This is a genomic window from Pseudoxanthomonas sp. 134C1 (genome assembly GCF_057773065.1).
In genome coordinates this window covers 443,491-464,917 of the sequence record NZ_JBYMTH010000001.1, presented here as the reverse complement: position 1 = coordinate 464,917, position 21,427 = coordinate 443,491, and the positions used below count along the sequence as shown (strand labels likewise).

14 protein-coding genes and 1 tRNA gene are annotated in these 21,427 nt (G+C 67.6%); 10 read left to right on the top strand and 5 right to left on the bottom strand.

Features of this window, described 5'->3' with window-relative positions:
- Window positions 1–80: 80 nt before the first annotated feature.
- Entirely contained in the window at window positions 81–632 is a 552-nt protein-coding gene (locus tag AC3DEZ_RS02030; protein ID WP_488386718.1) for an HdeD family acid-resistance protein, read from the top strand.
- A 7-nt stretch (window positions 633–639) separates the two neighbouring features.
- On the opposite strand, the gene AC3DEZ_RS02025 is transcribed toward AC3DEZ_RS02030, so the two are convergent.
- Together AC3DEZ_RS02025 and ubiA are read right to left on the bottom strand one after the other, a co-directional pair.
- Window positions 640–1,164, bottom strand: a complete 525-nt coding sequence (locus AC3DEZ_RS02025) for a Rid family hydrolase (protein ID WP_488386717.1) — start codon at window positions 1,162–1,164, stop codon at window positions 640–642.
- Between the two features lie 58 nt (window positions 1,165–1,222).
- Window positions 1,223–2,125, bottom strand: coding sequence for a 4-hydroxybenzoate octaprenyltransferase (ubiA, locus tag AC3DEZ_RS02020; protein ID WP_488386716.1), 903 nt, complete (start codon window positions 2,123–2,125; stop codon window positions 1,223–1,225).
- A 194-nt stretch (window positions 2,126–2,319) separates the two neighbouring features.
- On the opposite strand from ubiA, the gene AC3DEZ_RS02015 reads away from it, so the two are divergent.
- The 9 genes from AC3DEZ_RS02015 (at window position 2,320) to AC3DEZ_RS01975 (ending at window position 15,591) form a co-directional block, all read left to right on the top strand.
- Window positions 2,320–2,396 (top strand) — tRNA-Arg (locus tag AC3DEZ_RS02015).
- A 204-nt stretch (window positions 2,397–2,600) separates the two neighbouring features.
- Entirely contained in the window at window positions 2,601–4,271 is a 1,671-nt protein-coding gene (locus AC3DEZ_RS02010; protein WP_488386715.1) for a tetratricopeptide repeat protein, read from the top strand.
- Window positions 4,272–4,452: 181 nt separating this feature from the next.
- Window positions 4,453–5,094, top strand: a complete 642-nt coding sequence (locus tag AC3DEZ_RS02005; RefSeq protein ID WP_488386714.1) for a YjfI family protein — start codon at window positions 4,453–4,455, stop codon at window positions 5,092–5,094.
- Entirely contained in the window at window positions 5,094–5,747 is a 654-nt protein-coding gene (locus tag AC3DEZ_RS02000; protein WP_488386713.1) for a PspA/IM30 family protein, read from the top strand. Before AC3DEZ_RS02005 ends, AC3DEZ_RS02000 begins: the two co-directional genes overlap by 1 nt.
- A 15-nt stretch (window positions 5,748–5,762) precedes the next feature.
- Entirely contained in the window at window positions 5,763–6,398 is a 636-nt protein-coding gene (locus AC3DEZ_RS01995; protein ID WP_488386712.1) for a hypothetical protein, read from the top strand.
- A 28-nt stretch (window positions 6,399–6,426) separates the two neighbouring features.
- Window positions 6,427–8,403 (top strand): hypothetical protein, encoded by a 1,977-nt coding sequence (locus AC3DEZ_RS01990; protein ID WP_488386711.1) that lies wholly within the window; start codon window positions 6,427–6,429, stop codon window positions 8,401–8,403.
- A 92-nt stretch (window positions 8,404–8,495) separates the two neighbouring features.
- On the top strand, window positions 8,496–13,805 hold the full coding sequence (locus AC3DEZ_RS01985) for a DNA repair ATPase (protein WP_488386710.1): 5,310 nt from the start codon (window positions 8,496–8,498) through the stop codon (window positions 13,803–13,805).
- Window positions 13,802–14,488: a hypothetical protein gene (locus AC3DEZ_RS01980; protein WP_488386709.1), complete on the top strand. Its 687-nt coding sequence runs from the start codon at window positions 13,802–13,804 to the stop codon at window positions 14,486–14,488. The genes AC3DEZ_RS01985 and AC3DEZ_RS01980 overlap by 4 nt, the downstream gene beginning before the upstream one ends.
- Entirely contained in the window at window positions 14,485–15,591 is a 1,107-nt protein-coding gene (locus tag AC3DEZ_RS01975) for a toxic anion resistance protein (protein ID WP_488386708.1), read from the top strand. Before AC3DEZ_RS01980 ends, AC3DEZ_RS01975 begins: the two co-directional genes overlap by 4 nt.
- 35 nt (window positions 15,592–15,626) lie before the next feature.
- Here AC3DEZ_RS01975 and AC3DEZ_RS01970 read toward each other — a convergent pair whose 3' ends face one another.
- From AC3DEZ_RS01970 to smeD, 3 genes are read right to left on the bottom strand one after another with little or no spacing between them, the layout of a single operon-like run.
- Window positions 15,627–17,030 (bottom strand): efflux transporter outer membrane subunit, encoded by a 1,404-nt coding sequence (locus AC3DEZ_RS01970; protein WP_488386707.1) that lies wholly within the window; start codon window positions 17,028–17,030, stop codon window positions 15,627–15,629.
- Window positions 17,023–20,196, bottom strand: coding sequence for a multidrug efflux RND transporter permease subunit SmeE (gene smeE, locus AC3DEZ_RS01965; RefSeq protein WP_488386706.1), 3,174 nt, complete (start codon window positions 20,194–20,196; stop codon window positions 17,023–17,025). The genes AC3DEZ_RS01970 and smeE overlap by 8 nt, the downstream gene beginning before the upstream one ends.
- Before the next feature lie 12 nt (window positions 20,197–20,208).
- Window positions 20,209–21,405: a multidrug efflux RND transporter periplasmic adaptor subunit SmeD gene (smeD, locus tag AC3DEZ_RS01960; protein ID WP_488386705.1), complete on the bottom strand. Its 1,197-nt coding sequence runs from the start codon at window positions 21,403–21,405 to the stop codon at window positions 20,209–20,211.
- Window positions 21,406–21,427 lie beyond the last annotated feature (22 nt).

Sequence of the window (21,427 nt, the reverse complement as noted above, 5' to 3'; positions counted from 1 at the left end):
GCAACCGCGACGCCGCGACTTGACGCCCTCCCGCCCGGGGCGTATTCGTGACCCGGTTTTCCCCGGGAAAGGAGACGGACATGGGCAGCAATCCGTTGGCGAACGTGTCGCGTGGCTGGTGGGTATTCCTGTTGTATGGCGTGCTGGCGCTGGTGTTCGGCATCGCCACCCTGCTCTGGCCCGGACGCTCGGTACTGGCATTGGTGCTGGCGTTCGGGGTGCTGTCGCTGGCGGACGGCATCGTCAGCCTGCTCAGCATCTTCCGCAAGGACATCGCGCTGCCGAACTGGCTGCTGATTCTCTATGCGCTGGTCTCGATCGGCTTTGGCGTACTGGCCATCACCCAACCGGCGCAGATGGCCGAGGCCATGCTGTGGCTGCTGGCGATCTGGCTGCTCATCGCCGGCATCGCGCGCATCGTGTTCGCCATCCAGGTGCGCAAGCTGATCAACGGCGAGTGGCTGCTCGCGCTCAGCGGCGTGCTGGCGATGCTGCTGGGCGTGCTGTTCCTGGCCAATCCGGGCGTCGGCCTCATCACCATCGCCATGTGGATTGCCATTGGCGCGCTGATCTACGGCGTCCTGCAGCTGATCGTCGCGTTCCGGCTCAGGCGGCTGCGATCGCAGGCCTGAGCCTGCATCAGCGTACCAGCGAAAGTGGAATGGCCGCCTTCGGCGCGCGCCCGGAACCAATCATCGCCACCGCGCGCAGTTCGACCGGCGCGCTTTCATTGAGCAACGCGGTGGTGCCCACCGCGCTCCACGCCGGGTAGTGCGAAGGAAAGAATTCGCGGTGCACGCGCAGGAAGCGTTCGAACTCCTGTTGGAAGGCGGCCGTGTCGGTCGGCTGCCGGTGGTAGCTGGTCAGCTCCACGACATCGCCCAGATCGGCGCCGGCCAGCGCCAGCCGCGTCCTCAGCACTTCGAACATGCGCCGGATCTTGTCCTCGTACCCCCCCTCGCCACCAGCCGGGATGCCCGACACGATCACCATGTCGCCCACCTTGACCACCGGCGAGTAATGCCACTGGTGATAGTCGGCTTCTTCGCCGGGGGCGGCGAAATGCTCGCGGGTGGGAGCGGCGTCCTGCGCGGACGCGGGAACCGCCAGCGTGGACAGGCACAGCAGCAGCGGGATTGCGTGCTTCGGGATCACACACTTCATGCGGCCTCCATTGGCCTGCCAGCAGGCCCTGCGGTCACGGCGGGTGAGGGGGTGGTGTTCAGCGGGCGCCCAGGGCGTAGTCCAGGGCGATGCCCGCGAACACCGCCGCGCCCACCCAGTTGTTGTGCAGGAACGCGCGGAAGCACGGCCCGCGTTCGCGATGGCGCGCGATGAAGAATTCGTAGGCCACCAGCAGGACCGCCACGCCCAGTCCGGCCCAGTACCCGATTCCCATGTCCGCCCGCTGACCCACCAGCGCCAGCGCCAGGAACACCAGCGCATACAGTACGCCCTGGATGATCAGATCCAGATCGCCGAACAGGATCGCGGTGGATTTGGATCCCATGCGGATGTCATCGTCGCGATCGACCATCGCGTACCAGGTGTCATAGGCGGTCGACCACAGGATGTTGGCACCGTACAGCACCCAGCCAATCGGCGGCACTTCGCCCTGCACGGCGGCGAACGCCATCGGGATGCCCCAGCCGAACGCCATCCCCAGATATACCTGCGGCAGATGGGTGTAGCGCTTGAGATAGGGATAGCTGGCCGCCAGGAACAGACCGATGAAACTCATGCCGATGGTCAGCGCGTTCATCGTCAGCACCAGCGCGAACGCGGCGATCATCAGTACCGCGAACACCATCAATGCTTCGCGGCCACTGACCGCGCCGGTTGCCAATGGCCGCGCCTTGGTGCGCTCCACATGCGGGTCCAGCCAGCGGTCGGCGTAGTCGTTGATCACGCAACCGGCCGAACGGGTCAGCCAGACGCCGGCGGTGAACACGAACAGCGTCCACCACGGCGGCGTACCGCCCGCCGCCAGCCACAGCGCCCACCACGTCGGCCACAGCAGCAGCAGCACGCCGATGGGACGGTCGCCACGGGTGAGCTTCCAGTATTGGCCCAGGCGCTCGCGCCAGCGCGACGCCGCGGGAGCTTCAAAACGTTCGTAACCCATCTTCAGCAGGAGTACCGGGTGTAAGCGGGAAGCAGCATCCCTGCGCGGAGACCGGCAGGATGCCACGCGGGCGATCTTACCGCCCGGCCGCGCGGCAACGTCGCATCCGGGCCGGTCTCCGGGTCCGGGATTTACTTCACGCCCGCGCGCCCATTGGGCTGGCCGCCGGCTTTCGGGTAAGCTATGCCGTCCGCGCGCCCGTAGCTCAGCCGGATAGAGTAGTGGCTTCCGAAGCCATTGGTCGGGGGTTCGAATCCCTCCGGGCGCGCCATTTTTCTCCCGCCTTCCGCGGCGGCCCCCAAGCGCGTCGCGCCTCGACTCCCCTCCCGAACCCGGTTTTCCTAGCCGGCCGCCCCGGCGGAGGCCTCTGGTTTCCCCTTGGGTCACGCCGGAGTTCGCGCTGGCCTCGGCTCCCTGTCCGCTTTCGGCACGCCGGCTCCGTTACTGGCTCATACACCGCACCGGGGAGACCGCGATGATCCGTCGTTTCTTGCTCCTTTCACTGCTCGCGGCCCTGCTGGCGGGCTGCGAGCCGGCTCCCAAGGCCGCGGGTGACGCCATCCCCGCTCCCGAAGCCGCCGCCCTGCCCCTGTTCGATACCTTTGGCGACCTGCATCACGACGTGGGCACGCGCGTGCCCGCCGCGCAACGCTACTTCGACCAGGGCCTGCGCATGGCCTACGGCTTCAACCACGAAGCGGCCGGGCGCGCATTCGCCGAAGCGGCGCGGCTCGATCCGGAATGCGCGATGTGCGTGTGGGGCCAGGCGCTGGTGCTGGGACCGAACATCAATCTTCCGATGGATCCTGCGCAGGCGAAGGACGCCACCGCCCTCGCCACGCGTGCCGCGAGCCTTGCGCGATCGGCGCGTGCTGTCGATCGCGCACTGATCCAGGCCTTGCAGGCGCGCTACGCCGATCCGGCGCCGGAAGATCGCAAGCCGCTGGATCGGGCCTACGCCGATGCGATGGCGCGCGTGGTCGCGCAGTTTCCCGACGACGACGACGCGGCGGCCCTGTACGCCGAGGCCCTGATGGATCTTTCACCGTGGGCGTACTGGAACGCCGACGGCAGCCCGGCGGAGTTCACCCCGCGCCTGCTCGGCGAACTGGAGCGCGTGCTGGCACGCAATCCGCGCCACATCGGCGCGATGCATTACTACATCCATGCCGTCGAAGCGTCGCCCACCCCGCAGCGCGCCGAGCGCTACGCGGACGCGTTGGCCGCGCTGGCGCCCGGTTCGGGCCACCTGGTGCACATGCCCGCGCACATCTACATCCGCGTCGGCCGCTATCACGACGCGACGCTGACCAACTTCGCCGCGAGCACCGCCGACAAGGATTTCCTGGCGGTGTGTCGCGGCAGCAACGGGGTCTACCCGCTGGGCTACGTGCCGCACAACTGGCACTTCGCCACGATGACCACCGGCCTGACGGGGTCCCGCACCCTGGCACTGCAGGCGGCCGCGCAGACCGCCCAGCGCGCGGACCGCGCCGCGATGGGGCAGGCGCCGATGGAGTTCATGCAGCAGTTCGTGGTCACGCCCCTGCTCACCCAGGTCCGCTTCGGCGATTGGGATGCGATCCTGTCGGATGCTTCCGCGCCGCCTGAACTGCCCTATCCAGCCGCCATCCGGCACTTCGCCCGCGGCATGGCGCACCTGCGCAAGGGCACGGTGGCCGAAGCCGCGCGCGAAGCCGACGCCCTGCACGCGATCGCGACTGATCCGGCGATGACGAAAGTGAGCTTCTTCGACATCAACCACGCCGACGGCGTGCTGCGGGTCGCCGACGCCCTGCTGCGCGGCGAACTCCTGCGCGCGCAGGGCAAGGATGCGGACGGCATCGCCGCGTTGCGCGAGGCCGTCGCCGCCGAGGATGCCCTGGCCTACAACGAACCCGCCGACTGGCCGCTGCCGGTGCGGATCTATCTGGGCGCCGCACTGCTCGAAACGGGCGACGCCCAGGGTGCCGCGGAAGCATTCGGCCAGGATCTGAAGACCTATCCGGCCAATGGCTGGTCCCTCTACGGCCTGGCGCAGGCGCAACAACAGCTCGGGCAGGCCGACGCCGCGCGCGAAACCTCGCGCAGGCACACCTCGGCCTGGCAGTGGGCGGATGCGCCGCTGACCGCCGCCCGCTACTGAAGCGTCGGGCCGGAATTCACGCCCGGCTGATCCCGTCGGCCCCGTCGACGGGGTTGGTTTACCTCTCTTGTCCACTGAAAACGCCTTGCTCACGGCGACGGGTCGCAGGCCCGCGATTGCGTGGACAATGTGCCGACCGATGGCCTTGACGGAATTACATGTAATCGAATAGCTTGGTTACATGACAGCTCGGAAGCCGGCCATCAAAGCCTCGACCCTGCACGTTCGCAACTACCGCGAGCGCATGCGTGAGCAGGGCCTGGTGAAAAAGGACGTGTGGATCCGGCCGGAGTACGCGACCGAGCTGGCGGCGATCGAGAAATCGATGCGCGAAGCCCAGCGCGACACGGGCATTCCCTATCTGCCCGCGCAGCCGACCGAAGCCGGTTGGACGGTACCGGCCATCCGCCATGCGATCGCCCAGACCAGCGTGGTGCGCGATGGTCTGGTGAGCCTGGAGACCATCGAGGGCGCCGAACCCAGCCTGCACCTGATCCTTCACGAGTATGGCGACCTGTCGGTGTTCCTGGCGGTCGGCGGCGAGCAGATCCTGGTCGAGGCCTACCTCTGGCCGGTCAGCGAAGTGATCGACCAGGCTGCGTTCAACGCCCACGTGCTCGGCACCCATGTGCTGCTGCCCCTGTCGACCATCGGCCTGCAGCGGATTGGCGGCGTCGCCGGCTACGTGATGTTCGGCGCCCTGGATACCCATTCCAGCCTGGCCAACCTGATGTTCGAGATCGAGACGCTCGCCGAGAACGTCATCCATGCCACCGAGGCGTACCAGCCCTATCTGCGCGCTCCGCGCAAGGCGGGGCGCTGATGCCGGAAACGCTCAAACTCCTCTTCAGGCGCATCCAGGACGGCATGGAGGGCCTCGCCGACGCGGTCCTCGGCGAACGCGCCGAGCGCCTGCTCGACGACGAGATCCGGACAGTGGACGATGCCCTGCATCAGGCTCGGGGCGAGCATGCGGCCGCGAAAGCGCGGCGCATCGCCAACGAGCAGCACCTCGCGGCATCCACCGCACAACTGGCGGCCTTCGAGGCACGGGTCGAGTCCGCACTGCGCCAGCGGCGTACCGGGCAGGCACGGGCCACCGCCGAACAGGTCGTGCAGTTGCAGGAACAGCGCAATGAACGGAATCGACAGACAAGCGTGCTCGCCTCGCAGGAACAGCAGTTCGCGCACGCGGTGGAGCAGCTCGAAGGCCGGTTGCGCAGGCTCAAGCACCAGATCGACATCCTTCGCGCCAGCATCAGCCTGCAACGTGCGCAGGCTACGGTGGCGCGGCGGCAACCCGGCGAGGCGCCGCATCCGGAGCCCGCGTTCGCATCCGCGCAACGGATGAAGCGGCGCGGCGCTGGCGCGACCGCCCCCCAGACCGGTGGCGTCAAGGCGCCCGCGGCGGATCCCGCGGAGGCGGTATTGGCGCGGGCCGAAAAACGCATCAAGTCGTCCCCGCGAAAGCGCTGATCGCAAGGAGCCCCGATGACCGAGTTCCTCACCACCGCCCTCAGTTTCCCCACCCTGATCTACAGCGTACTGCTGGCGTTCTGCGTGATCTACTGGCTGCTGGCCGCCACCGGCATCCTCGATTTCGATACGGTCGATGGCTGGCTGGGCAGCGACGGCGACAGCGTCGAACCCAGCCAGATCGCCGGCATGATCGCCCGCCTGGGCTTGTCCGGCGTACCGATGATGCTGGTACTGACGGTGCTGTCGTGGTTCGGCTGGCTGATCACGTATTTCGTCCAGCTGTGGCTGCTGCAGTACGTGCCCGACACCCTGCGCTGGCTGGCCGGCGCGGGCGTCCTGGTGGCCGCGCTGGTTCCGGGCGTGCTGGCGACCTCACTGTTGCTGCGGCCGCTGGCCAAGCTGATCACCCGCCTGCGTCCTCCCTCGCCCGCGCCGGTGCTGGGTCGGATTGGCAGCGTGATCTCGCCGAGGGTCGATGAAACCGCCGGCCGCGCCCGGTTCGACGACGGTGGCGCCGGCCTGATTCTGCAGGTCCGCGCCATGCCCGGCCAGGACTTCGCACGCGGCGACCGGGTCGTACTCATCGAACACCTCGCCGCTTCCGACACCTACCGCGTCATCTCCGAATCCGCCTTCCACCAGCAGTAAACGCACCGCGCCTACAAGGAGTTCCGCCATGAGCACCGCCAACATTCTTCCCTTCCTCCTCGGCCTCGGCGTCCTGCTGGTGCTGGGACTGGGCTTCATCGGCATCTTCAAGGCCTTCTACAAGAAGGTCGAGCAGGGCACCGCGCTCATCGTCAACGACATGAGTTCGCAGCCGAAGGTGCACTTCACCGGCGCGCTGATCATCCCGGTGCTGTACAAGGCCGAGCTGATGAAGATCAGCCTGATCACCCTGCAGGTCGATCGCCGTGGCAAGGAAGGCCTGGTCTGCCGGGACAACATGCGCGCCGACATCGCGGTGGCGTTCTACCTGCGCGTCAACGAGACCCCGCAGGATGTCCTGCGCGTGGCCAAGGCGATCGGCGCGGACCGCGCCTCCGACAGGCACGCCGTCGACGAGCTGTTCAATGCCAAGTTCTCCGAAGCGCTGAAGACGGTCGGAAAGAAGTTCGATTTCACCGACCTGTTCGACAAGCGCCAGGAGTTCCGTGACGAGATCGTCGCGGTGATTGGCCAGGATCTGAATGGCTACGTGCTGGAGGACGTGGCCATCGACTACCTCGAACAGACGCCGAAGTCCCTGCTGGACCCCAGCAACATCCTCGACGCCGAGGGCATCCGCAAGATCACCGAATTGACCGCCCTGCAGAACGTGCGCACCAACGAACTGGAGCAGAACGAAAAGCTGGCGATCACCAAGAAGAACACCGAAGCGCGCGAAGCGATGCTGGCGCTGGAACGCCAGCAGGCCGAGGCCGAGGCGCGTCAGCAGCGCGAAGTCGAGACGGTGCGCGCGCGTGAAGCCGCCGAGACCGCCAAGGTGATCGAAGAGCAACGCCAGGTGTCGGAGCGCGCGCGCCTGGAAACCGAGGAACAGATCAAGATCCGCGAGCAGGAACAGCTGCGCCAGGTCGAAGTCGCCGAGCAGAACCGCCGCCGTGCGGTCGCAATCGAGCTGGAGCGCGTCGCCCGCGCCGAACAACTGGAGCGCGTCAGCACGAACAAGGAAGTGCAGATGCAGGAAGTTGAGCGCGACAAGGTCGTCGAGCAGGGCCGGATGGAAGTGGCCAACGTCGTCCGCGAACGCACCCAGATCGAGCAGACCGTCGCCGTGGCCGAGGAGAAGATCAAGGAGACCCGCGAGGTCGCCGAGGCCGATCGCGCCAAGCAGGTGACCGTGCTGGCCGCCGAAGCCGCCGCGCAGGAAACGCTGGTGAAGGACGTCAAGGCCGCCGAGGCCGCCGAACAGGCCGCCCGCCACCGCGCGGTCGAGCTGACGGTGCTGGCCGACGCCGAACTGCAGGCCGCCGGCAAGCAGGCCGAGGCCAAGCGCGTGCTGGCGGAAGGCACGCGGGCCGAATCCGCCGCGCCGGGCCTGGCCCACGCGCAGGTGCAGGAAGCCAACGCGGCCGCGATGGAGAAGACCGGCCTGGCCGAGGCGCGCGTGCTGGAAGCCAAGGCGGATGCCACCTACAAGCAGGGCAACGCCGATGCGCGCGTGCTCAACGAACGCCTGACCGCCGAAGCCGAGGGCGCCGAAAAACTCGGCCGCGCCAACGCCACCGCCACCCAGGCCATGGGCGACGCAGAGGCCAGCAACATCGGCCGCAAGATGGCGGCCGAAGCCGAGGGCCTGACCTCCAAGTTCGACGCCATGGGCAAGATGAGTCCGGAGGCACGCAGCCACGAGGAGTACCGCATGCTGCTGGAAACCCAGCTGCGCCAGTTGCTGGCCTCGTTCGACGCGGGCAAGGCCATCTCGCGCGAGAACGCCGAGATCCTCGCCGGCGCGCTGAAGAATGCCAACATCGAGTTGATCGGCGGCGACGGCGGCGTGTTCAACGCGCTGACCAAGGGCGTTTCGCTGGGCAAGGCGCTGGAAGGCATCGTCGGCGAGAGCCCGATCGCCGCGCAGTTGCTGGGTCGCCTGGCTGGCGGCGCGGGCCTGCCCGCCACCGCCCGCCAGTCCGAAGCCACCGACGCCTGAATCCGCGTCACCGAACCGGGTCGGCGGATGCACTCATCCGCCGTTCCCGATGTCTCGCATCGACCGCCCAGGACGGGCGAGGATGAGATCCGATGTCCGCAACCGTGAATCCCGAACCCATCGCCGACAACCAGGTCGACCAGGCCGTCGCCCAGGGCGGCGCCTACGAAGTCCTGCGCCGCCGCCTCGGTGAACAGGGCACACGCCTGCGCGGCCTGGTCGAAGCGCTCAACACACGCCGCCTGCAGGAGTTCGGCGACAGCCGCATGGAGGCGATAGGCCGCCTTCGCATCCGGACCGAGCACAATTCGGTCGGCCGCGACATCGTCCAGGTCGGCGACCTGCTGCTGTTCGGCTTCAACGTCTACATGGGCCTGAAGACGACCACGTCGATCGCCGACGTGTTCGGCCTGTACCGGCTGGTCGAAGCCGGCGAGGGCTACGACGTGGCGCCGGTGGACATCGCCGCGAGCTTCCTCGCGGACACCGGCTTCCAGCGTGATTTCGGCGAGCTGTACAGCTACTACAAGGATGCGCGCCTGCTGCAGCTGATCGTCCGCGACAGCCGCCTGCTGATGGCGTTCCAGATCGGCCTGAAGTCCACCGACGTGCGCGTTTTCCGCTGGACGCTCGCTTCCGACGGCACCATCAGCTACCTCGACGCGCGCGGTGAGCGCGACATCGTGCTGCCGCCGCCGTTCGATTTCGAGTGGATCCGGGCGACCAAGGACATGGAGGTCAGCGGCCGCCATCCGCATCTGAACATCCTCGACACACTGTTCGTCGAGACCACCGGCGGCGATCTGACCATCAAGGTCGAGAACAACACCGAGACGGGCGCCGGCGTCTACAGCGAACCGGTCGAGGATCGCACCCAGTCGCTGGACGATGCCCAGTTCGACTACGCCCGGGTCGGTTCGCTGATCCTCCTCAAGGTCCTGCCCTATCGCGAGAGCACCTGGCGCGGACTGGTCTACAACACGCTGACCGGCAAGGTCACCCGGGTCGACGCGATCGTGCAGGCCTGCATCCAGTTGCCGGAAGACCACGGCATCATCTTCCCCGGCGGTTACTACCTGCAGAATGGCGAGCACAAGGCGTTCGACGCCATCGTCCGGGACATGCAGTACAAGCGCACCCTCCGCTCGCCCAACGGCGAGGACGTGCTGTATGTGTTCTACGAACGCGAAACCGGCCAGGCGGCGCTGCTGGTGTACAACCTGATCCAGCGCCAGCTGCAGCCACCGGTGCTGGCGCACGGTTACGCCCGCCTGCACGACGGGCGCATGGTGCTGTTCCGGGCCGAGAACGACGATCCCACCCGCGTCCACCAGATGCAGGTCTGGCAGACACCCTTCAGTTCCGACGAATTCGCCGCCACCCGCGCACCGGGCACCTCGTTCATGGGCCGGCTCGGCAACGCGGAACTGGTCCGCGCGGTGTCCAATCTGCTCGATCTGGCCCGCGAGATCGAACGCGAAGACGTCTCCGCCCAGCGCTATCAACTGCTGACCCATTCCACCCGCCGGCTGTTCGATCTGCACCACTGGATCGACGACACCGAGTGCGAAGGCCTCGCCGGCCTGCTGCACGAAATCGCGGACACCGGCGAGTCGGTGCTGGACGAGTACGAGAAGGTCCAGCAGATTCGCCGTCAGTCCGATGCGGCGATGACCCAGGCGCGCAGCGACCATCGCGCCCTGATCGGCCGCCTGCAACCGGAAGGGTGGAACGGGATCGACCAGTTCGTCGAGGCGCTGGGCGCGATTTCCCGCCAGCGCGGCCATCTGCTGACCATCCGCGACTACCGCTACATCGACATCGCCGCGATCGACACGATGGCCGCCGCGCTGCAGGAAGCGCAGGATCGGGTCGGCCTGGCCACCGGCGAATTCCTCGCCGGCGAGAAGGCGCTGGCGCCGTTCCTGCAGCGCCTGTCCACCCTGGATGAGCAGGCCAGCGCCGCGACCACCGCGCGGGAACTGGGAGAGGCCATCACCGCGATGCAGGCGATGTCGGGCGAACTCGACATGCTGTCCGAGCTGATGGCCACATTGAAAATCGATGATGCCACCCGCCGCACCCGGGTGGTGGAATCCATTTCGACGATCTATGCGCGCCTGAACCAGACGCGCGCGCGGGCAGCGGCCAAGCGTCGCGAACTGGGTTCCGCCGAGTCGGTGGCCCAGTTCGGCGCCCAGTTCACCCTGTTCGCCCAGGCCGTTACGAACGCGCTGGCGCTGGCGAACACGCCCGAGCGCGCCGACGAGCAGTCTTCGCGGTTGCTCGTGCAACTGGAGGAACTGGAAAGCCAGTTCGGCGAGCACGAGCAGTTCCTCGGCGACATCCTGACCAAACGCGAGGAAGTGCTGGAAGCGTTCGAGGCGCACAAGCAGGCCCTGCTGGACGAGCGCCAGCGCAAAGCGCAGAGCGTGCTCGACGCGGCCAACCGCATCCTGGACGGCCTGGGTCGACGCACCGAACGCCTCGACAGCGCGGACGAACTCAACGCCTTCTTCGCCGGCGACGCCCTGATCCTCAAGCTGCGCGAACTGGCCGGACGCCTGCGTGAACTGAAGGATCCGGTCAAGGCCGATGATGTCGAAGCCCGCATCAAGGCCACCCGCGATCAGGCCATCCGCGCGCTGCGCGACCGCAACGACCTGTTCGAGGACGGCGGCAACATCATCAGGATCGGTCCGCGCCATCGCTTCAGCGTCAACACCCAGCCCCTGGATCTCACCCTGATTCCCCGCACCGACACGCTGTCGGTGCACCTGACCGGTACGGATTATCTGCAGCCGCTGCGCGATCCGGCGCTGGAAGCACTGCGTCCGTATTGGGACGTGGCGATCGAATCCGAGTCGCCGCAGCTGTATCGCGGCGAGTACCTTGCCGGCAGCCTCCTGGCGGATGCGCGTGCGGGCGGCAACGGCTTGTCCCTGTCGGTGCTGGAGCAGGCGCTCCCGGATCCCGAGGCGCTGTCGCGCCTTGTGCGCGACTACGCCGCGCCGCGTTATCGCGAAGGTTACGAGAAGGGCATCCACGATCACGACGCCGCCGCGATCCTGCGCGCCCTGCTGCCCCTGCAGCGCGCGGCGGGGGCGCTCGCGCACCCACCCGCCGGTCGCGCGCTGGCGATGGCGTACTGGTGCCAGGCCGGCGAAGAGTCCACGGCCGAATGGGCGGATCGGATCCGGGCCGCGCGTGTCATCGATGCGCTGAGCCCGGCGGGTGCCGCGTTGCCGGCGCTGCGCACCGAACTCGCCGACGCGATCGCGCGGCAACAGCAGGCCGGTGCGCTCCCGGCAGGTGCGGCCGAAAGCGCGGCCGGCTTCCTGGTCGACAGCGTCGATTCGGCCACGCCAACCTTCCGCGTCACCCAGTACGCGCAGCAACTGGCCAGCGCCTTCGCCGGGCAGCTGGCCGAAGGCGATGCGGGCGAAGTGCTCAGGCAGACGTTGCGACGGCTGCAGGATCGCCCTGTCGCCGCCTGGGCGTTATTGCAGCAGGCGTTCGCCGCGCTCACCAGCCAGGCGGAACTGGCACCGCTGGCCGCATACGCCCCGGAGGCAATTGCCCTGCACCTGTACGGCGCGCGCCTGCGCCATGTCGTCGACCCGGTTGGCCTGATGGCCCCGGTGCAGGGCCTGCTCGGCGAGCACCCCCGCATCGGGCAGGGCCGGCTGGCGCTGGCCGTGGATGATTTCCAGACCCGCTTCGACGCCCATCTCGATGGCTTCCTGCCGCAATGGCGGCGTTACCAGGGCCTGCGTGGCGAAGTGGTGCAGCGCGAGCGCGAATCGATGCGACTCGAGGAATTCAAGGCGCGTCCGTTGACCTCGTTCGTGCGCAACCGGCTGATCAACGAGGTCTATCTGCCGGTGATCGGCGACAACCTCGCCAAACAGATGGGCACGGCCGGCGAAGGCAAGCGCAGCGACCTGATGGGCCTGCTGATGATGATTTCCCCCCCCGGCTACGGCAAGACCACGCTGATGGAGTACGTCGCCGCTCGGCTCGGCCTGGTCTTCATGAAAATCAATGGCCCCGCGCTGGGGCACGAGGTGCGTTCACTGGATCCGGCGCAGGCGCCGGATGCGACCTCGCGGCAGGAACTGGAAAAATTGAACCTGGCCCTGGAAATGGGCAACAACGTGATGCTGTATCTGGACGACATCCAGCATACCCATCCGGAGTTCCTGCAGAAGTTCATCTCGCTGTGCGACGGCACCCGCCGCATCGAGGGCGTCTGGCGCGGCCAGACCAAGACCTACGACATGCGCGGACGCAAGTTCGCGGTGGTGATGGCCGGCAATCCGTACACGGAGTCCGGCGAGGTCTTCAAGATTCCGGACATGCTCGCCAACCGGGCCGATATCTACAACCTGGGCGACGTGCTGGGCGGGATGGAGGACGCGTTCCTGCTGAGCTACGTGGAGAACTGCCTGACTTCCAATCCGGTGCTGGCGCCGCTGGCTACCCGCGACATGGCCGATCTCTATCTCCTGGTGGATCGTGCCCGCGGCAAGGAGGTCAGCAGCAATCAGCTTTCGCATGCCTACAGTGGAGCCGAGATCAACGAGATCGTCGCCGTGCTGCAAAGGCTGCTGAGCGTTCGCGACGTGGTCTACCGGGTCAATCAGCAATACATCGCCAGCGCAGCGCAGGCTGACAAGTACCGTGTCGAACCACCGTTCAAGCTGCAGGGCAGCTACCGCAACATGAACAAGCTCGCCGAGAAGATCTCCCCGGTGATGAACGATGCCGAGCTGCAACAGCTGATTTCCGATCACTACCTGGGTGAAGCACAGTTGCTGACCACCGGCGCCGAGGAGAATCTGCTCAAGCTGGGTGACCTGCGCGGAACGCTGGGCGCCGAGGCGCAGGCGCGCTGGAAGCAGATCAAGGCCGATTTCCTGCGCAACAAGGCCATGGGCGCGGAAGACGCCGATGTTGGAGGCCGGGTCGTGGCGCAGTTGGCCGACATCGCGGTGGGATTGCAGCGGCTCGGCGAACCCGCCGCCGTGGACGCACCCGCGGCGCCCGTTCCCTGGGAAGCATTGCTCGAGGCCCTGCACACGCTGCGTCCGGAACCCGCTCCACCGCCGCCAGCACCGGTGGCGGCGGCGACTTCGGTATCGGATGCGGCACCTGTGCTGGCGGCCCTGCAGCGGACATTGAGCCGCCAGGATCAGCTGAACGGCGCACTCGTCGCCCTTGCCCAGGCGCTGCGCGCCAATGCGGCGGAATCCGGCCCGGTGGCACGCAAGACCAAGCCAAAATCCCGGCAGACCGAATTCGACAAGGTGATCGCCAATCTCGAATTCAAGGAAGAGCGTTCCACGCCGACTCTGGACGTGTCCCCTTCGCCGCAGGATCACGGAGACGGGCAGCCGTGAACCCGGATCGCGCCAGCGACAGCGCCGAGGCGCGGGTGCTGGCGGAGCACGCGGCCGCCGTTCATGCCCTGGGCCTGGATGCCACCGATGCGCTGCAGGCCACGCTGCGTGACCTGCGCGCGCTGCTTCTGGTCGCGGATCCCGAGGCGGCGCGCCGCAGTGTCGGTTTCTGGGGCCGTCTGATCGGACGCGACATCCGCCTGCGCGCCGAAGCGCGGATGCTGCGCGAGCGCAGCGGTGTGCTGCTGATCCGCGCCGAAGGCCAGGTGGCGCGACTGCGCGAGCATCATGCCGCGCTGGCCTTGCGGGCGGAGCGATTGAACGAGGCCATCTCGGCACTGCGCGCCGAGATGGAAGCGCTGGGCCGCCCGTCCTCCGAGGATGGCAACGACGAGCAGCGGCAGCGCCAGCTCGCACGCCTGACCACCCTGCACGCGACCACCGCGATCACCGCCAGCCAACTGCGGCTGGTCGCCGCTGGCGCGCTGGCGGTCGCGGAACGCCACGCGCGGCAACTCCCGAGGCTCGCCCTGTTGCTGGCCCAGCAGCGCGGCGTGCAGTCCGGTGACGGACAGGGAATGCAGTTATCCTCCGCACGGCAGGCGCTGGATGAGCTGGAAGCCTGTATCGACCACCTGCCCGCCCCGGCCAAGCCGGCGAACCAGACCCAGGAGATCCCATGACCACGCCGAACCCCGAACAGTCACTGCTTCCCGCCGCGCTGTCGCCGCAACTGCTCGCCGACCTGGGCCTGGACACCTCCGACATCCCGCGCATCCAGGAGACCGCCAAGGCGCTGCAGGACATCGCCCCGGGCAATCTGCAGGGCTACGGCCGCGACGCGACCAGCAAGACCAGTGCCTACAGCACCCAATTGCTGGACAAGGTGCGCAACGCCGACCTGGACGGCAGCGGCGACAAGCTCGGCGAGGTGGTGCGCATTGCCCGCTCGTTGAACCTGCAGTCCTTCCACGGACGTTCCAAGCTGCCGATTCTCGGACCGCTGATCGATCGCATGCGCGCCGGCCGCGATGAACTGGTGCAACGCTATAGCTCGACCAACCGCCAGATCGATCAGCTGATGACCGATGTCGGCAAGACCCAGCAGATCCAGCAGCAGCGTGTCCGCGAATACGACCAGATGCATGCGATCGTGCTGGAGGAACGCCGCGAGCTGGGCGTCCACGTGGTGGCCGGCAGACTGCGCATCGCCGAGCTGGAGGCCGAGCTTGCGAGCCTGGCCGGCAGCGAGGATCCGGCCACCCGCACGCAGCGGTCGGCGGTGGACACCGCCCTGCGCCTGATCGACAAGCGCGTCTCCGATCTGCAGGTGCTGCAGCACGCCGCCGATCAGACCTTGCCGATGATCCGGCTGATCCAGGCCAACGCCATCCAGCTGATCGAGAAGTTCGGCGCGGTGCGCGACGTCACCATTCCGATGTGGCGCAACCAGTTCGCGATCCAGCTGTCACTGGCTGACCAGCGCAACGCGGTCGAACTGGCCAACGCCATCGACGACGCCAGCAACGAACTGATGCGTAGGAATGCTGAGCTGGTCCATTCCACCGCGGTCGGCACCGCCCGCGCCAATCAGCGCTCGGTAATCGACGTGGACACCCTGCGCACCGTCAACGAAACCCTGATCCGCACGGTCGAGGAAGTCCGCGAGATCCATCGCGAAGGCATGGCCCGACGCAAGCAACTGAGCGGCGAACTGGTCGGCATGCGCGAGGATCTGGAACGTTGTCTGGCGCTGCCCACCGCCCAGCAGGCAACCGGCGGCTAAGCGCGGCGGCGCGGCGGCGCGGCGAAGACAGGCGATCAGCCCTCGCGCCAGCCGCCACCCAGCACCTTGTACAGCGCGACCTGGTTGGACTGCTGCGCCAGCCGGGTGTTGACCAGCGACTGGCGGGCGCCGTATGCGGCGCGGCGTGCGTCGAGCAGGGTGAGGAAACTGTCCAGGCCCGCCTCGTAGCGCGCCTGTGACAGGCGCTCGGCCTGTTCGGTGGCGGACACCAACGCGCGTTGCGAGGCCAGTTGCCCGTCCAGGCTGTCGCCCAGCGCCAGCGCATCGGCGACTTCGCGGAATCCGGACTGGATCGCCTTTTCGTACTGCGCCAGGGCGATGTCCTGATCCGCGGTGGCCACGCCCAGGTTCGCGCGCAGCCTACCGCCCTGGAAAATCGGCAGGGTGATCCGGGGGATGAAACTCCAGGCGCGGGTGCCGCCGTCGAACAGGCCGGACAATTCCGTCGAGGCCGAGCCGATGGTGCCGGTCAGCTGGATGGAGGGAAAGAACGCGGCGCGCGCGGCGCCGACATTGGCGTTCGCCGACAGCAATACATGCTCGGCGGCCATCACGTCCGGGCGCCGGAGCAGCACGTCACCCGGCAGGCCGGCAGGCAGTGGCCGCAGCGCGGCGACATCGGCGAGATTGTCCCGCGGCAACAGGTCCTCATCGACCAGGCCGCCCGCCAGCAGCAGCAGGGCATTGCGATCCTGCGCCACCTGGCCGGTGAACCGGGCCACGTCGGTGCGCGCGGTTTCAACCAGCGTGCGGGCCTGGCTCACGTCGAGCGCGGATGAACCACCGCGCTGATGGCGCGCTTCGATCAGGCGCAACGAGTCCTCATGCGCCGCCAGGGTGGCCTGGGCGATCTGCAACTGTTCCCGATCCGCCCCCAGGGTCAGCCAGGCGTTGGCGACCTCGGCCACGAGCGACAGCTGCGCGCCGCGCCGATTCGCGGTTTCGGCGAAGTATCTCTGCAATGCCGCTTCGCTCAGATTGCGCACGCGACCGAACAGATCCAGTTCGAATTCGGCCACGCCAAGGTTCGCGCTGAATTGTTCGCTGACCGGAACATCGCCGCCGCTGCGGCTCATCTGCCCCTGCACGCTCAGCGACGGCACGCGGTCGGCGCGCTGGATGCGGTACTGCGCGCGGGCGCGTACCACGTTCAATGCGGCAACGCGCAGATCGCGGTTGTTGTCCAGCGACTGGGTGATTAGCGCCTGCAGGCGTGGGTCGGGGAAGAACTCGCGCCAGCCGATGTCGGCGACATCGGCCACGACCGGGACCTGCCCGGCTGCGCCGGTCGCCTGCGCGGCGGGCCATTGCGACGGAATCGACGGGGCCACTTCGCTGCCGCGCGGCGCGAGCGTCGCGCAACCGGACAGCACCAGGGTCATCGCCAGCGCCAGGCCGGCGGTCGAAGGCTTATGCATGGGTTTCTCCCTGATTGTCCGCACTACCGGCGCCAACGATGTCCCCGGCCCGTTTCCTGCGACCGAAGACGCGCTGCACCACCACGAAGAACAGCGGCACGAAGAACACACCCAGCACGGTGCCCACGATCATGCCGCCGAGCACGCCGGTGCCGATCGCCCGCTGGGCGCCGGAACCCGCGCCCGCCGCGATGGCCAGCGGCAGCACGCCGAGACCGAACGCCAGCGAGGTCATGATGATCGGGCGCAGGCGGTCACGGACCGCGTTCATGGTCGCCTCGATGAGGCCGACGCCTCTCTCCAGGTTCTCCTTGGCGAACTCCACGATCAGGATCGCGTTCTTGCTGGTCAGGCCCACCGTCGTCAGCATCGCCACCTGGAAGTAGACGTCGCGCTCCATGCCGCGGAAGGTATTGGCCAGCACGGCGCCCAGGATGCCCAGCGGCGCGACCAGCAACACCGCGGTCGGCACGCTCCAGCTCTCGTACATCGCCGCCAGGCACAGGAACACGATCATCAGCGACAGCGTGTACAGCAGCGGCGTCTGCGCGCCGGCCTGGCGTTCCTGGTAGGACAGCGCGGTCCACTCGATGCCGAAACCCGGTGGCAGCTGCGCGGCCAGCCGTTCGATTTCGGCCATCGCGTCGCCCGACGCCACGCCGGGCGCCAGTTCACCCTGGATCTCCATCGCCGACACGCCGTTGTAGCGTTCCAGACGCGGTGAACCATAGTCCCAATGCTTGGAGGCGAAGGCGCTGAACGGCACCATCCGGCCCTCGGCGTTCTTCACCGACCACAGGTCGAAATCCTCCGGCACCATGCGGAACGGCTGGTCGGCCTGCACGAACACGCGCTTGACCCGGCCGCGATCGACGAAATCGTCGATGTACTGGCTGCCCCAGGCGGTCGCCAGGGTGCTGTTGATCTGCTCGATCGACAGGCCCTGCGCGCTGGCCTTGGCCACATCGATGTCGATGCGGAACTGTGGCGTGTCCTCCTGCCCATTGGGACGCACGTTGGCCAGCTTGCCGCTCTCGGCGGCCATGCCGAGCAACTGATCACGCGCGGCCAGCAGGGCCTCGTGGCCCTGTCCGCCGTTGTCCTTGAGGAAGAAGGTGTAGCCCGAGGCGGTGCCCAGTTCCGGAATCGCCGGCGGCGGGAACGCGAAGATGAAGGCGTCCTTGATGCCGCCGAGCGCGGCCATCGCGCGGCCGGTCACCGGCATCACGCCATCCTCGTCGCCGCGTTCGCCCCAGTCCTTGAGCTTGACGAAGGCCATGCCCGCATTCTGGCCCATGCCGGCGAAGCTGAAACCCTGCACCGAGAACACCGACTCCACCGCGCCCTTCTCGTTCTTCAGAAAGTGGTTCTCCAGTGCCTGGATGGATTTCATGGTGCGCTCCTGGGTGGCGCCGACCGGCGCCTGCACCAGCGCCATCAGCACGCCCTGATCCTCGTTGGGCAGGAACGCGCTGGGCAGGCGCGCGAACAGCACGCCCATCAGCACGAACATGCCCAGCACGATGCCCATGAAACGCCACGGCCGCGCCAGGATGCCACGCACGCCGCGCTGGTAGCTTTCGCTGGAACGGTCGAAGCCACGGTTGAACGCGTTGAAGAAGCGATCGGCCGGGCCGCGATGGGCGACGTGGTGCTCGCCCTTCTTCAAGGGTTTGAGCAGGGTCGCGCACAGCGCCGGGGTCAGCACGATCGCGACCAGCACCGACAATGCCATCGCCGACACGATCGTCGCTGAGAACTGGCGGTAGATCACGCCGGTGGAGCCGCTCATGAACGCCATCGGCACGAACACCGCCGACAGCACCAGGCCGATGCCGACCAGCGCGCCGGTGATCTGGCCCATCGACTTGCGGGTGGCCTCCAGCGGCGACAGTCCTTCCTCGGACATGATGCGCTCGACGTTCTCCACCACCACGATGGCGTCGTCGACCAGCAGGCCGATTGCCAGCACCATCGCGAACATCGTCAGCATGTTCACCGAGAAGCCCAGCGCGGCCAGCACGCCGAAGGTGCCCAGCAACACCACCGGCACGGCGATGGTGGGAATCAGGGTGGCGCGGAAGTTCTGCAGGAACAGGTACATCACCACGAACACCAGCACGATCGCTTCGAGCAGGGTCTTCACCACGCCCTTGATCGATACCCGCACGAACGGGGTGGTGTCGTAAGGCGTCTCGGCCTTCAGGCCCGCCGGGAAGAACGGGGTGAGTTCGTCGAGGGTCTTCTGCACCCCGGCCGCGGTATCCAGCGCGTTGGCGCCGGTGGCGAGCGTGATCGCCAGGCCACTGGCCGGCTGGCCGTTGTAGCGGGTGATGAAGTCATAGGACTCCGCGCCCAGTTCGACCCGGGCCACGTCGCTCAACCGCAGTTCCGAGCCGTCCCCTCCGCTGCGCACGACGATGTCGCGGAACTGTTCGGGTGTCTGCAGGCGCGACTGCGCGTTGATGGTGGCGTTGAGCTGCTGGCCCTTCACCGCCGGCGCACCGCCGAGCTGGCCGATCGCGACCTGGGCGTTCTGCGCCTGGATCGCGGCGACCACCTCCGGCACTGACAGGTTGTAGGTGTGCAGCTTGTTCGGGTCCAGCCAGATGCGCATGGCGTACTTGCCGCCGAACACCTGGATGTTGCCGACGCCCGGCACGCGGCTGAGCTGGTCGACGACGTTGGAACCGACATAGTCGGCGATGTCGTTCTCGTCCATGCTGCCGTCTTCGGAGACGAAGGCGAGCACGTTGAGGAAGCCCGAACTCGACTTGGCCACGTTGATGCCCTGCCGCTGCACTTCCTGCGGCAGCAGCGGCATCGCCAGTTGCAGCTTGTTCTGCACCTGCACCTGGGCGATGTCCGGGTTGGTCCCGCTCTCGAAGGTCAGGGTAATCGTCGCCATGCCGTTGGCGGAGCTGTTGGACGAAAAATAGATCAGCCCGTCCAGGCCCTTCATGTTCTGCTCGATGATCTGGGTCACCGAGTCCTCGACCACCTTGGCCGAAGCGCCCGGATAGGTGGCGCTGATTTCCACCGCCGGCGGCGCGACGTTGGGATACATCGAGACCGGCAGCTTGAACAGGGCCAGGCCGCCGGCGAGCATGATGATGATGGCGATGACCCACGCGAAGATGGGTCGGTCGATGAAGAAGCGTGCCATGGGGTTCTCCGCTTACCGCGCGCCGCTGGTTGCGGCCGGAGCGGGAGCCGACGCGGACGTCGCGGCGGTCCGCGCGGGTTTGACGCCCCGCTCGGTGGCCTGCACGGGCATGCCGGGGCCGATCTTCTGCAGGCCTTCGACGATGACCCTGTCGCCGGCCTTCAGGCCGTCCTCGACCAGCCATTTGTCGCCCAGCGCGCGGCTGACCCTGACCGGCCGCACTTCGACCTTGCCGTCCTTGCCGACCACCATCGCGGAGGTATTGCCCTTCGGATCGCGGGCGATGCCCTGCATCGGCACCAGCAGCGCGTCGTTGCGTACGCCACTGCCGACCACCGCGCGCACGTACATGCCGGGCATCAGCACACCCTCGGGATTGTCGACCTTCACCCGCAGGCCGAAGCTGCCGGTGCCGGGATCGACGCTGACTTCGGAGAATTCCAGCGTGCCCTTGTGATCGAACGTGCTGCCGTCCTCGAGCAGGATGCTCACCGGCAATTGCTGGTTGTCCTGCAACCGCCCGGCGGCCAGTTCGCGACGCAGCTGCAGCAGTTCGGCCGAGGACTGGCTGAGGTCGACGTAGATCGGATCCAGTTGCTGCACCGTCGCCAGCGCTTCGGCCTGGCCGGCGGCGACCAGCGCGCCCTGGGTGACCGTGGACTTGCCGATGCGGCCGCTGATGGGCGCGGTGATCCGGGCATGGCCCAGCGTGACGTTGGCCGCGTCCAGCGAGGCGCGGGCCGCGCCGACATCGGCATCCGCCTGCTGCTGCGCGGCGACGGCGTTCTCCAGATCCTGCTGGCTCACCGCGTCGATCTTCGCCAGCTCGCCGATGCGGCGCGCGCTCAGGCGGGCGGCATGCGCGGTGGCCTCGGCGCGCGCCAGTTGTGCGCGGGCGGTGTTGGCCTGGGCGCGATAGGTGGCATCGTCGAGCTGGTACAGCGCCTGTCCGGCCTTGACCACGCCGCCTTCGGCGTACAGCCGGCGGGCGACGATGCCGTTGACCTGCGGACGTACCTCGGCGACCAGGAAAGCGCTGGTGCGGCCGGGAAGTTCCCGGGTCAGACCGACCTGTTCGGTCTTCAGGGTGGTCACGGTGACCTGGCCGGGGCCGCCTTGGGGCGCCTCCGGTTCACCGCCGCCGCAGGCGGACAGGGACAGGCCGATCGCCAGCGACAGGGCGAGGAGGGGGACGGAAATTCGGGACATGGCGGTGGGGTTCGGGGAGGAA